Genomic DNA, 12649 nt, shown 5'->3' with positions numbered 1-12649 from the left:
GAAGGGGAGCTGACAGGCAACCCCCGTTCAGCAATACAACGGCCAGTCGCGCTGTCCGGCTCAGTCATCGTCGTCGCTCTGAAACATCTTCAGCGCGTTATTACGGGTTTCAACCAGATCTTTGTTCTCCGGTGTGGCGTCGGGCGCTTTCACCGGCGGCGTTTCTCCCTCTACACCGGGAGCCATCAGCCGGGACAGTAACGCACGAACCATCGCATCGTCAGGGGCAAAGGCATCCGGGATCACACTGCTGATGATGCGCTGAATGTCTTTCAGGGTCACATCCTCATTGGCCAGCTCAGCAATCAGATTAGGGAGTCTGGGGTCAATCGCGGCCAGCGCCGCTCCAGTCAGCAGAAACGCACGCATCGCACGGCCCCGCTCCTTGAGGCGTATGTTATCCAGCAGATCACTCGCTAACCTGTCCCCGGCGTGTTCCTCCGGGTATAGATTAAACGCGATCTTACGGGGCTTTGTTTCATCACTCATTAGCGCTGCCTTCTTTCATTTCGAGCATGCCAAGCACGAGGTCAAACTGAGGTTCCTTGCTCGTATAGAACCGGTCTGACGGCACGTTGGTCGCCTTTTTTACGGCCTCAGAAATGAGTTTAGCGCCGCCGCCCACACACATCACATGCGTGAAACCAGTGAAGCGATCGAGGGCATCAATAACGCGGTTTATCAGGATACGTTCCTTTTCGGCGAATGCCTCAGAGAATGCCTTACGCAGTTTGTCATCCGGGAGGCGGTGCTCGATCCAGTCTTTATCCTGACGGTGGATAATCATGTTATCCGCCTGCAGGGAGCTGATTCGGGTATCTGACGCCATTGCATTTTTGATGCCATTGGTCACGATAGAAACCCCAATTTTTGGATCACACCAGGTATTGGTGATGCCGGACATTTTGCTACGGACGTGTGACACATCAAGCGTCGTGCCTCCGAGGTCAACAATCAGCAGTGAATCGTCATCCTTCAGGCTGGTGAGAATATTAAAACCGGCCGGAATACTTTCAGGCAGCACAGAGACTTTTCCAATCGTAAAGCCCGGCTTCTTACCCTGTAAGGTGACTTCACGTTTCACGCTGTTTTTCTTGCGCGAAATATTCACTGTATTCGGCTGAAAATCCGCGTCCAGATACTCTGAGAGAGGCAGCGTTACCACCACATCCACCTCGCCGGGCTTGATACCGGAGTGCAGCAGCGCATGATGAATGGCAACAGTATTCACCTGGCTGTACTGATAGCGCGTTTCAGTCGTCACAATCGCATCGGCACTGCCCGGATCGAAAGAAAACTTTTCACCCTCGATAACATAGTTTGAGGACTGGCCGTCCCCGAAAAGATTCAGTGACCACTCTGGCTTGAAGCTGTTCGGACTGATGAAGGTTTTCACTTCACCGTTTTCATCTTTCCAGGCCAGCTTAATGTTAGTAGAGCCGTCATCAACATAAATACGCATCGCAAACCCCTCACAGGTGTATAAAAAAGGTCACATCGTGACCTGCACAGACATCATCATCATGAAATATATATAACACATAAATAACTTTATTAGACAAGCGAGGACATGTAAACCCAACTTCAAATCATTTATATGTCACCAAATAGATTTTAAAGAGTCATATACACATCATTTTATGCACAGGTCGCTACAAACAGATCAGTTAAATACACTTAAATAGCATGTAAGTAGCACGTATGAGTTTTAATGTTTTTTATAAAGTCGAGCGCATTTTGGACAAAAAGAGCGTGATGTTATCTGAGCTTCTTTAATTGTGTGCATATGTGTGTATAATGGAATTCAGGTTAGGGAGGAATCATGAAATCTGCTGACCTGTTGAAAGAGCTGATGGCCGCAGGTTGCGAACTGAAACGGCACAACGGAGGGAGTCACCAGATTTGGTGGTCTCCCATAACAGGAAAAACTTTTCCTGTTCCGCATCCGAAGAAGGATTTGCCGCTTGGGACTGTCAGATCAATCAGAAAACTGGCGGGGATTTAATCCCCGCCAACCTGGAGGAAAATCTATGTTTTTTTCAGTCGGTATTGAATCACCAGTAAACTCAGACACTGCTTACGGTATTTCTGTACCTGCTTTTGACCGTTTTGATTATGGGTGCGTGTCAGCCGCCGATGAACAATCAGATATTCCTGTCATGGCGAGAGAGGCGATCCTGATGGTCGTTGAGGAAATGCTGCTCAGTGGAAAGCACTCTGTCGAGGATATTACAGACGCCGGGTTCATGGTTTACAGCGCTAACGCTGACTACGCGCATTGTGATTACTGGGTCATGATTGATGTAGACCTGAGCCAGTTCGAAGGGAAGCAGCAGAGGCTCAATATCACACTCCCTGACGTTCTGGTGAAGCGCATTGATGGCTTTATTCAGGGAAACAAAGCCGTATACAGGGACAGAAGCCATTTCCTTGCACAGGCAGCCCGTCATGAGCTGACGCAAAAAAACACATGAGTGATGGGCAGTCACTAAAAGTGACTGCGTCACTTTTAGTGTTTCACCCACAGCGTAAAGAGGATCGGTCAGCGGAATCGCTCGTTGGGTTTCTTCACCTTTACGCGGGGAGATACAACGTCCTTCCTGACCCATACATCAATCTGTCTCGTTTATCGTCGCAAAGTTGGTCGGTTAATTGCGACTTATCCATTTTCCCCTCCAATGGCAGTGTATGGAAAGTACTCTGGCGATGAACATTTTCTGCTGCTGGCTGGCTCTGGCCATTCTCAATAGCAACCATTTCTTCCATGCTGTTGATTAGGACATCAAAAAGTTCTTTATCCATAAATTTTTCCTTCTCAAGGTGCTATACCCTCGTCCCAGGCGTAGGTGTCTGGGCCGTCTTCGCCGGCACAGACACCGGCCACATACTCTGCATAGCCATCGCCGGCGAGCGCGCGGCACATCTGATCGATAACCCACGCTTTATGGTGCGCGGTTTCCCTGCCGCCGTATCGGGCCGCAGTCTCAAGCGCCGCCTGGATGGCCGCTGCCAGTTCTTCTGGTGTTCGGATGTCGGTAAACATGAGCGTCTCCTGGCGTGTATCGTATTTGTTAACATCTTCCCCCGGAGCAGCTGCGTCGCACAAGTCAGTAGGCCGCTTGATGATCTGCCTGCGACATTCGAGCTTACTGTTGCACGGCTTCTAGCGATCAGAACCAGATAACCTGCTTTTCTCAAATTTTCCGGATAATGCGGATTATCGGAACACTCAACAACCGGCGAAGTTACCCACAGATTCTGTGGATAATACTATATGTGGTATATCAATCAGCTGCTCACGGCACAAAATGTAGTGTCTGAGCCCGCTGCCGTTGCCTCTTCTCTAACGCTTCCTTCCTTGATGATTTTAGGAAAAATAAAGTCATTAAAATATGCAGATTCTGCACATTTTGCGATAGGATTGAAAACACGCAGAATCTGCGCTTTTTATAACAAATCCGGGAGCATAATAATGTTGGGTTACGAGCTTCGCCTGTGGCGTAAAGGATGTGGCTGGACGCAGGAACGCGCGGCCGAGGAGTTTGACGTGTCGCTGCGCACCTACCAAATGTATGAAAAAAACCAAAGGGATATTCCCCTGCTGGCCGAACGTGCCACGCGGGAGCTGCAGCTGCGCCTCATGCTCCGGGAGTTTGAGTCTCTGACCAAAGAACAGATCCTGCAGCGCCTGCAGACGCTGCTCAACACGGACAATCCATGCCTTGCCTGAAGGACGGGGATTCCCACTTCAACGAGCCGAACCTAAGCAGCGTGATGCGATTCAGGATTTACAGGCCCCCCAAAGGGAACAATAGCCGGTTCACAGTACAGGTCCGGCATTGCGACACCAGAGAATTGCCCTCACCAGGGGACCCGGTAGAGCCTTTATCCGCTCTACCGGTTTTTTTCCGCCGACATTAATGTTCACTGTGGTCAGGATTCACTTACTGTGAATCCTGACGTAAGGCGATCCGGGTTCTGGCTGAAAACGCGGCCGCATTCCCTGCAACGATACTTCTGCAAGCCGCCACTCACTTTTCCCCACCGGTATATCTTCAACCCAGAGCAGCGGGGGCACATAACGTGGATCCGGGTATGCCGATAGGGCTTCAAAATTTCCGATACCGCTTTCACCGTCAGCCCACAGCGCACCGCGATCTCCTTACGTGGCATAAAGGCATGATATTTCGCCACAACAGAGGAAACGGTTTCGGGCGGTAGCGCCGTATTCGTCCCGGAAGTTGCAGAAGGACTGAACCGACGACCGCAGGAGAGGCATTTCAGGCGCTGACGATCATTTACCTGGCCAATTCTGTGTTTTTTGCGGGTATCGCCACAGGCCGGGCAGACCGGCCCTGTTTCCGGTGGCCGTTCGTCCATGAAGGGCGCAACAATTCTGGTGACCTGTTTCACCGTAATACCGGTCACCCGGGCTATTTCCCGAACGGAAGTGTACTGGTAGTAAAGGGATATTATATGACGCCGGATTTCTTCATCCATCTGTTCAAAACTGTGCTTTCATCTCCAGTTACAGGGAGAATTTAGTTGAATGATTTTACGAATTCACCGTTCGGGCGTTGCAGACGAATGGCTTCATTATCATGAGTATCTTTCTCACGGATGATCCGCCATGTCTCTATAACAACATTGTCTGGCCATGCGACTATCACCTTCACTTCGGTACGAGCCTTTTCCAGAGCAATACAGCTCTTTCTGTCCGTATCAGCCGACAGATTCCCGTCAACGTTCTTCTGCGGGCAGTTATCAAATCCCGAGATTGTTACCGTGTGCCCATCAATAGATACCTGATAGCCAGGCGAGATGACGGGCACTGGCTGAGGCCCGTCAGGAAAATAACTGGCCATATCACAACCGGTGAGGAACATACATAAAGCAGGTAAGGCGCGTAAATTCGTCACTTAATTATTTCCTTTTATTGAGTAATCAGCGCGCGGGCGGTTCTCTGCATACTGATCGTCAAGCCGCCCCTGCAAAGCACATGTTTCGTTCCACTGAGAAGGGCTGATGCTTTAAATGCCCCAGAACATCAGGTTCAGGGCATTTTTAATGGCATTTGCCTCATGGCTGAGATCGGCCACAGCGTCGCCGATGACACTGACAGAGACTCCGGATAATTCGGAAGTCACGGCACGGTATTCTTTCCCATTGACGCTAACCACCGGGAAAAGCTGCTGATTAACCTTTTCTGATAAGTGGTGCGATTCCAGCAACGGGATCACTATGCGTCGCCCAGGCGTCTCGACAATGTCGCTCTGCACATCCACAAAAAGACGATAATGGCTCTCGCGTGTGTATTCGTAGACGGTGAACTGCATCACCAGCTCCGGTTTTCGTCGGCAAAAGAGCCGTGCTGCGCGATGAAATTCGCTACCTCTTCCATCCCTTCCCGGTTCTCTGCTTTCCAGCGTTCAGCCTGGATGCGCCGGGCTTCCCGTCCGATAGCCTCATTCACCAGTCCCGAAATATTCACGCCTGCCGCGAGTAATTCCAGATAATGTTCCTTGTCTACTGTGACGCTGGCTCTGTGTTTCATCGGGTATCTCCTCGTTACTTGAATACTACGAGTATATACCATTAGTATTCCACTTAAGTAATCGATCTGCCCTGACACTCCCTGTCTAACTATCTAAACGGCTTTGTTAATGGAATGGTCGCCTCCCATCTCTTGTGCCACAGTGGGACGATAAATCGTCACTCATTGAACGGAGCGCTGCTATCATGAACGTTAAAACTATTGGAATCGATTTGGCAAAAAACGTTTTCCAGATCCATGGGGTTGACGAGCACGGAAAACGGTTGTTCAACAAACAACTCAGACGGGCACAAATGGCCTCCTTTTTTGCCAACATCCCACCCTGTTTGATCGGCATGGAGGCCTGTGCATCTGCTCATTTCTGGGCCAATAAACTGATATCGATGGGCCATAATGTCAAACTGATGGCCCCTCAGTTCGTCAAACCCTATGTTAAAACCAATAAGCATGATGCTGCAGACGCTGAAGCTATTTGTGAAGCCGTCACTCGACCTAACATGCGGTTCGTGCCGGTCAAAACCGCTGAGCAGCAAGCCGTATTGGCACTTCACCGGAGTCGTCAGAGCTTCATCAAACAGCGAACCGCACAAGCCAATCAAATCAGGGGGTTATTGGCCGAATTTGGCATTGTCGTCCCCCGAGGTATCCAGCAGCTACAGCGACGATTACCTGAGCTCGTGGAAGATGCGGATAACCCGTTACCCGTCCTGTTTCGTACACAGCTGAGTCTACTACAGCACCACATGGCGTACCTGTTCGATGTCATCGCTACACTCGACAAGCAGATTGAGCAGTGCTATCGGCAAAATGCTCTCTGCCAGCGTATCGGCAAGATCCCTGGTATTGGCCCTGTTACCTCCAGCGCGCTGATTGCGACCATTGGTAAAGCCAACAATTTCGAGAATGGCCGACAACTGGCTGCCTGGCTCGGATTGGTTCCACGTCAGCACTCCAGTGGGGGTAAACAAGTCCTGCTCGGGATAAGCAAGCGAGGTGATACCTATTTGAGGACCTTGCTTATCCATGGTGCCAGGGCGGTATTGCAGTCGGCCAAACATAAACAGGATGCCGTATCGAGCTGGGCTAACCAGCTAATGGCGCGCCGGAATAACAACATTGCCTCGGTAGCATTGGCTAACAAGAATGCGCGGACTGTGTGGGCGCTACTGGCCAAAGAGCGGGAGTATTGTGCACCAATAATAAGCGCTTAAGTTGCTTAATCAGTAAGACAGAAACAACACCACCGATTGCCCAGGCAAGCATGAAGTGATGGCAAGACAGGTCAGACCGCGATGGGGAAAACCCGGTTTATTCAAGGCTCCTGAAAGAGCGCTTTGTTGATAGAGGCCTCCATCAGCGTATTCCATCAGGGACAGAGGTATTTTACATCACCTCGGCAAAGTCCGGATCTATGGCTGCAATCGATGACCAGTAAAGCCACCACAACATATTTAGCTTGGCAAACAGGAGGCGACCATCTATGAATAAATCGAACTTTTGCTGAGTTGAAGGATCAGATCACGTATCTTCCCGACAACGCAGACCGTTCCGTGGCAAAGCAAAAGTTCAGAATCACCAACTGGCCCACCTACAATAAAGCCCTCATCAACCGTGGCTCCATAACTTTCTGGCTGGATGATGAAGCTATTCAGGCCTGGTATGAGTCAGCAACACCTTCTTCACGAGGCAGACCTCAGCGCTGTTCTGACCTTGCCATCACGACTGTGCTGGTCATTAAACGCGTATTCAGGCTGACCCTGCGCGCTGCGCAGGGCTTTATTGATTCCATTTTTTCTCTGATGAACGTTCCGCTACGCTGCCCGGATTACAGCTGTGTCAGCAGGCGGGCAAAGTCGGTTAATGTCAGTTTCAAAACGCCCACCCGGGGTGAAATCGCACACCTGGTAATTGATTCCACCGGGCTGAAGGTCTTCGGTGAAGGCGAGTGGAAAGTCAAAAAACACGGCAAAGAACGCCGTCGTATCTGGCGAAATCAACGCTTCGCCCCATACCTCGCGGTATGCAACGCATGACTCGGGGACCTTGTGGATTGCTGGTCCTTCAATGGTCGGGGACTTTCACCCCTTGATCTCTACCGGTCTCCCGGCGCACACTGTATGCATAACCAGTAAAATTAGAGTGTCAGGAGGAAAGATGAAGCTACAACTTTTCAGCACCGGGAAAGAACTCCCGCCACAGGCCCTTCCATTGTTTGCCGATCTGGCCAGCTGCGGTTTTCCCAGCCCTGCTGCTGACTATGTCGAGTCCGATCTGGATCTCCATGATTACTGCATACGGCATCCGAGCGCGACGTACTACCTGCGTGCCAGCGGAGACAGCATGGCCGACGGCAGTCTGTACAATGGCGATCTGCTGGTTGTGGACAGTGCTGAAAAGCCGCGGCACGGCGATATCGTTGTCGCCAGCGTACAGGGGGAGTTTACGGTGAAACGGCTTCTGCTGACGCCGCGACTGACGCTGCAGCCCATGAATGCCTCCTGGTCGCCGATTTATCCTGATCCCGACGAGCTGGATATCTTTGGCGTCGTCACGCATATCATCCACCGCCCGAGGGAGATGTACTGATGTTTGCCCTGGCCGATGTGAACAGCTTCTATGCCAGCTGTGAACGTGTTTTCCGCCCGGATTTGAAAGGAAAGCCGATAGTCGTCCTGAGCAACAACGACGGGAACGTAATCGCTCGCAGTGCCGAGGCGAAGCCCTGGATCAAAATGGGAACTCCGTGGTTTCAGATAAAAAACGAAAGATACCCGGAAAAAATATATGCGTTTTCAAGTAATTATGAACTTTACGCCTCGATGTCGGCGCGCGTGATGAACTGCCTGGAGGAACTGGCCCCCAGGGTGGAACAGTATTCAATTGATGAGATGTTCCTCGACCTGACCGGCGTGGAGCACTGTATGGAGCTTGAGGACTTCGGCCGGCAGCTGCGTCAGCACGTGTATGACTGTACCCGCCTGACCATTGGCGTGGGCGCCGGGCCAACGAAAACCCTCGCAAAATCAGCCCAGTGGGCCTCAAAAGAGTGGAAACAGTTCCGTGGTGTGCTCGCACTGACCCGGGGGAATCCTCAGCGAACGCGGAAACTGCTTTCACTGCAGCCGGTCGAAGAGATCTGGGGCGTGGGAAACCGTATTGCACGCAAGCTCCATGTACTGGGTATCAGGACCGCGCTCGATCTGGCCCTGACGAACCCGGCCTTCATCCGGAAAAATTTCTCCGTCGTTCTCGAGCGAACAGTACGCGAACTGAACGGGGAAAGCTGCATGTCGCTTGAGGAAGCCCCACCAACGAAACAGCAGATTGTCTGCAGCCGCAGTTTTGGAGAGAAAATCACGGAGTACGATTCGCTCCGCCAGGCTGTTTGTCAGTACGCAGAGCGGGCCTCTGAAAAGCTGCGTAAAGAGCGCCAGTATTGCCGGCATATTTCCGTATTCATCAAAACGTCTCCGTTCGCCGTCAAAGAGCCTTACTACGGCAACGTGGCCACGGAGAAACTGCTTACACCCACTCAGGACACCCGGGACATTATTGCGGCCGCCACAATGGCTCTGGAGCGTATCTGGAAGGACGGGCACCGGTATGCCAAAGCCGGAGTTATGCTGAATGACTTCACCGGCTCTGGCGTTTCGCAGCTGCAGCTGTTTGACGAACGCCCGCCACGCCCTCACAGTGCTGAGCTGATGAGGGTTCTGGACGGGATCAACAACTCAGGGCTGGGTAAAGTATGGTTTGCCGGTAGAGGAATTGCGCCATCCTGGCAAATGAAACGCGATATGCTCTCCCCTGCGTACACCACTCGCTGGAGAGATATCCCCGTTGCGAGGATCGGTTAAATTTTGCCTTTCAGAGAGAGCCAGCAGTGCTCGCCGCAGCCGAACGACAGGGCGAAGCCCGCGAGTGAGCGAGGAAGCACCAGGGGAGCTGAAGCCTTTTAAAGCACCTTACGCACTTAAGTTCTATAGATTCCATAATGAGTTATCCACATATCCTTTGAGTAGATCCAATAACTTACCCTTAGTTATCCAAGTAGATCCAAACTGATCCCTTTAGCGGCAAAACCTTTGTTTACGGGCTTCGTAGCGATTTCAGGTGTGTCGTAGTGGGAAAAAGGTGTTCTGAAGCGGGAAAAAGGTGTGTCAAAACGGGGTAAGGGTGGGTAGAATCGGGAAGAAAGGTGTGTCGAAACGGGAAAGAGTTAATATTTAGGCACATATCGATCATATGCTATGAATGGATATAACTATATGAATGAGAATGTTTATATCGGCGAGGTTATAGGTCCAGATTGTGAAAGTGTTAACAATAAACTCACCGTCACAAGTAAGGCCACAGTTCAGCCTGTAGCCCTGATGAGATTAAATGTTTTTGTTCCTTCAAGCAGGCCTGCAAAGGGCACCAGAACATCAATCGATGCGACCTCTGTTCTCAAGGATCTGGAATTCTCAAGGCGGGAGGGGTACGACGATATTCGTATAACCGGTGAACGGTTGAGTATGGCCATCGACTTCAAGGTATGGGTCGGTATCATAGAAGCTTTCAGTAAGTACGGTTTAAAAACCAACAGCATTAAGCTTACTTTTCATGAGTTTGCTGGAATGTGCCGCTTTGAGTCTAAGAGATTCGATTCCCGTCTTAGAAAAAGTATTTCAGAAGCTTTGACCAGGATACGTGGCAAGACCATTACCTTTACCCGTAGCGACTCAGAGGGCCTTCAAAAAGTTTCCGTAACAGGTTTGCTTAAGACAGGTGAACTGGATTTTGCAAACGACCAGGTGGAACTTGAAGCTGATCAGCGACTATGGGAACTCTACCAAACTGATTACACTGTTCTGCTACGACATAAACCGATAAACGCTTTAACCCGAAAGGAAGCAGCTCAGGCCCTGTATACTTTCATCGAAAGCCTGCCTACGAACCCAGTCCCCATATCTTTCAAACGAATACGAGACAGGCTCTCATTGCTCTCTCCGGTAAAGGAACAGAACCGTATCATTAAACTGGCCCTCAAGCAGTTGCAGGATATTGGGTACCTTGACCACAGCATCACCAAAAAAGGTAAAGAGACTTTCATTCTGATCCACCGTCGCTCAGCAAACCTGAAACCAGGAACAGCTGTATAAGGTGTGTCAAAACGGGGAAGCAACGCGATTAAGGTGTGTTGAAACGGGAGGTCTCTTCTTAAACATCTTGATAGGTGTGTTGTAGGGGGAAGCCTCGCCTTAAACGTCTTAATAGGTGTGTTGTAGCGGGATGAGAACCTGTTAAATGTGTGTTTTTATCTGTATATACTTACGCACCATCCCACTTCAACACACCTTTTTGGATAGAAGTGAGAAGCTATCCCGCTTCTCACCACCTTTTACCAAATTTGTCTCACCAACTCCCCACTTCGACACACCGAAGATTCAAAGGCTTCCCACTACGCCCCACTTTTTGCTTCACGCGGTCATAACTGGTTGATACTACCCTCCCTAAAGGTAGCCTGGAGTTGAAAGCCGCATTATGTGGTTCCATGGGGATTTCGGATAAAGGCACCACTTTGCCATCTTGTTATCCTGTTATCTTGTTATCTTGTTATCTTGTTATCCTAACATCTTGCTAATTTGTTAAGATATAAAAATAATTCAGTTATAAATCATGTAGTTAACAACTTAACAAGATATTAACTTAATAAAGGCATTGCAATATTGTCGCCTGTTTGGCAATATTAAGTTGTTAACTTAACAACTTAATATGAGGCTATGATGATAATAGTATTGGGTAGTCAAAAGGGTGGGGTTGGTAAAAGTACACTGGCGGTATCTATAGCTGCGTATCTGATGTCACTGGGCAATAGAGTGATCATTGTCGACGCAGATGACCAGAAATCTGTATTGACCTGGTACAACAATCGTCCTGAAGATCTTCCCCATATTCCGGTTACTGGCGCAACAGGCAACATCAAAGCCATGCTAAAGGAACACGAGAAATCTTATGACTTTGTCATCGCAGACTGTGCTGGCCGCGACAGTGCAGAAATGCGTAGTGGGTTGATGGCCGCTGACGTATTCATTTCTCCGTTGCGGCCTTCTCAAATGGACTTGGATGTAGTGCCTCATACATGCTCTGTTTTTACAGCAGCAAAAGATTTTAATGAGGACGTCCGGGGATATCTCGTTTTAAACATGACGCCCACGAACATGTTTGTCAATGAAGCAAATCAGGCAGCTGACGTACTCAAGGATTATCCTGAAATGCGTCTGGCTAGTTCCCGAGTTTGTGATCGAAAAGCGCATCGAGATGCCTGGGCAGAATCAATGACAATTTTTGAAACGCAAAATGACAAAGCACAACAAGAAATCGAATCGTTAGTTAAAGAGGTTATTCTGTGAGAAATAGAGCAAATACTCCATCTCGTGATGAGGCAGCGTTTATTAACGGTGGTACTGCTGGTATTGATAATACCAAAGTGACTTCAGAGAGACCATTGGCTGTAAGTAAAGCAAAACCAGTGAGCATTTCCTTTTTTGAAGAAAACTTAAAAGACATTGATGATCTTATAACGGGTGAAATGATTTCAGGTAAAAGCAGAGTGAATCGTTCTGACGTAGTCAGGGCAGCTGTAGAGGCACTAAAAAGTTTATCAAAAACAGAGATATCCAGATTAATCGCAGAAGCGAAACAACGATAATATCTTGTTATCTTGTTATCTTGTTATCTTGTTATCTTGTTATCTTGTTATCTTGTTATCTTGTTATCTTGTTATCTTGTTCAGGGTGGTAACACCTTTTATATCGAGGCAACAACTTCGCGATAGTGAAAATTTGCGGATGGCCTCAGTCCTATACATAAGGGGATATACATGAATTCAAATACTACAATCGCCTTACATTTTTCGCTTGCATTACTATTTACGTTGCTATCAGTGGCTGGTAGCAACCATGATTTAGCAGGAGTTGTATCTCAATTATTCCTTATTTTCATGGCTGCATTTTTTTTCTTTAGGGCAATGAGGGCCTTTCTGAACATAATTAATGTGATTGAAAGCTGTAAAAAGTGAGGCTGGATAAGCCCCCATTAAGCTTGGACTGT

General features: G+C 49.2%; 17 protein-coding genes and 1 pseudogene. 10 read left to right on the top strand and 8 right to left on the bottom strand.

Features of this window, described 5'->3' with window-relative positions; genetic code table 11:
* Nucleotides 1-60: 60 nt before the first annotated feature.
* Nucleotides 61-489, bottom strand: a complete 429-nt coding sequence (locus A1WC_RS00140; protein WP_015632456.1) for a plasmid partitioning/stability family protein — start codon at nt 487-489, stop codon at nt 61-63.
* Entirely contained in the window at nt 482-1462 is a 981-nt protein-coding gene (parM, locus tag A1WC_RS00145; protein ID WP_015632457.1) for a plasmid segregation protein ParM domain-containing protein, read from the bottom strand. The genes A1WC_RS00140 and parM overlap by 8 nt, the downstream gene beginning before the upstream one ends.
* A 360-nt stretch (nt 1463-1822) precedes the next feature.
* Between parM and A1WC_RS27000 the strand changes: the two genes are divergently transcribed.
* On the top strand, nt 1823-2005 hold the full coding sequence (locus A1WC_RS27000; protein ID WP_015632458.1) for a type II toxin-antitoxin system HicA family toxin: 183 nt from the start codon (nt 1823-1825) through the stop codon (nt 2003-2005).
* Between the two features lie 25 nt (nt 2006-2030).
* The gene (locus tag A1WC_RS00150) at nt 2031-2474 is read left to right on the top strand and encodes a type II toxin-antitoxin system HicB family antitoxin (RefSeq protein ID WP_015632459.1); all 444 of its coding nucleotides are present in this window, start codon (nt 2031-2033) and stop codon (nt 2472-2474) included.
* 100 nt (nt 2475-2574) lie between these two features.
* Here A1WC_RS00150 and A1WC_RS28460 read toward each other — a convergent pair whose 3' ends face one another.
* Both A1WC_RS28460 and A1WC_RS00155 read right to left on the bottom strand, forming a co-directional pair.
* The gene (locus A1WC_RS28460) at nt 2575-2802 is read right to left on the bottom strand and encodes a hypothetical protein (RefSeq protein WP_016162073.1); all 228 of its coding nucleotides are present in this window, start codon (nt 2800-2802) and stop codon (nt 2575-2577) included.
* A gap of 13 nt (nt 2803-2815) precedes the next feature.
* Nucleotides 2816-3043: a hypothetical protein gene (locus tag A1WC_RS00155; protein WP_016162072.1), complete on the bottom strand. Its 228-nt coding sequence runs from the start codon at nt 3041-3043 to the stop codon at nt 2816-2818.
* Between the two features lie 231 nt (nt 3044-3274).
* On the opposite strand from A1WC_RS00155, the gene A1WC_RS28370 reads away from it, so the two are divergent.
* Nucleotides 3275-3730 carry a helix-turn-helix domain-containing protein gene (locus A1WC_RS28370; RefSeq protein ID WP_015632461.1) on the top strand — a complete coding sequence of 152 codons (456 nt, stop codon included), beginning with the start codon at nt 3275-3277 and terminating at the stop codon, nt 3728-3730.
* Nucleotides 3731-3933: 203 nt separating this feature from the next.
* On the opposite strand, the gene A1WC_RS28575 is transcribed toward A1WC_RS28370, so the two are convergent.
* The 4 genes from A1WC_RS28575 to ccdA form a co-directional block, all read right to left on the bottom strand.
* Nucleotides 3934-4428 (bottom strand): transposase-like zinc-binding domain-containing protein, encoded by a 495-nt coding sequence (locus A1WC_RS28575; protein WP_222609896.1) that lies wholly within the window; start codon nt 4426-4428, stop codon nt 3934-3936.
* A 113-nt stretch (nt 4429-4541) separates the two neighbouring features.
* The gene (locus tag A1WC_RS00165) at nt 4542-4919 is read right to left on the bottom strand and encodes a hypothetical protein (RefSeq protein ID WP_016162069.1); all 378 of its coding nucleotides are present in this window, start codon (nt 4917-4919) and stop codon (nt 4542-4544) included.
* A gap of 111 nt (nt 4920-5030) precedes the next feature.
* Entirely contained in the window at nt 5031-5336 is a 306-nt protein-coding gene (gene ccdB, locus A1WC_RS00170) for a type II toxin-antitoxin system toxin CcdB (RefSeq protein WP_015632464.1), read from the bottom strand.
* A complete protein-coding gene (gene ccdA, locus A1WC_RS00175) occupies nt 5336-5554 on the bottom strand; it encodes a type II toxin-antitoxin system antitoxin CcdA (RefSeq protein ID WP_015632465.1) in 219 nt (72 codons plus the stop codon). The genes ccdB and ccdA overlap by 1 nt, the downstream gene beginning before the upstream one ends.
* 185 nt (nt 5555-5739) lie before the next feature.
* Between ccdA and A1WC_RS00180 the strand changes: the two genes are divergently transcribed.
* The 7 genes and pseudogenes from A1WC_RS00180 (at nt 5740) to A1WC_RS28360 (ending at nt 12248) form a co-directional block, all read left to right on the top strand.
* Nucleotides 5740-6765: an IS110 family transposase gene (locus tag A1WC_RS00180; RefSeq protein ID WP_015632466.1), complete on the top strand. Its 1026-nt coding sequence runs from the start codon at nt 5740-5742 to the stop codon at nt 6763-6765.
* Between the two features lie 294 nt (nt 6766-7059).
* Nucleotides 7060-7560, top strand: a pseudogene (locus tag A1WC_RS0125465) (IS5 family transposase); the annotation flags it as partial.
* A gap of 148 nt (nt 7561-7708) precedes the next feature.
* Complete coding sequence (gene umuD, locus A1WC_RS00185) at nt 7709-8140, top strand: translesion error-prone DNA polymerase V autoproteolytic subunit (protein WP_015632467.1); 432 nt, start codon at nt 7709-7711, stop codon at nt 8138-8140.
* Nucleotides 8140-9411, top strand: coding sequence for a Y-family DNA polymerase (locus A1WC_RS00190; protein ID WP_016162068.1), 1272 nt, complete (start codon nt 8140-8142; stop codon nt 9409-9411). The genes umuD and A1WC_RS00190 overlap by 1 nt, the downstream gene beginning before the upstream one ends.
* A gap of 411 nt (nt 9412-9822) precedes the next feature.
* A complete protein-coding gene (locus A1WC_RS00195; RefSeq protein WP_004098982.1) occupies nt 9823-10698 on the top strand; it encodes a RepB family plasmid replication initiator protein in 876 nt (291 codons plus the stop codon).
* Nucleotides 10699-11322: 624 nt separating this feature from the next.
* Nucleotides 11323-11949, top strand: a complete 627-nt coding sequence (locus A1WC_RS00200; RefSeq protein WP_004197649.1) for a ParA family plasmid-partitioning AAA ATPase — start codon at nt 11323-11325, stop codon at nt 11947-11949.
* Nucleotides 11946-12248: a hypothetical protein gene (locus A1WC_RS28360; protein WP_004197636.1), complete on the top strand. Its 303-nt coding sequence runs from the start codon at nt 11946-11948 to the stop codon at nt 12246-12248. Before A1WC_RS00200 ends, A1WC_RS28360 begins: the two co-directional genes overlap by 4 nt.
* Nucleotides 12249-12649: the final 401 nt, after the last annotated feature.

The organism is Klebsiella sp. KTE92, from assembly GCF_000398905.1.
GTDB classification, from domain to species: Bacteria; Pseudomonadota; Gammaproteobacteria; order Enterobacterales; family Enterobacteriaceae; genus Klebsiella; species Klebsiella variicola.
Note: the sequence above shows the minus strand (reverse complement) of the source record. Positions and strands in the feature narration are given on the sequence as shown.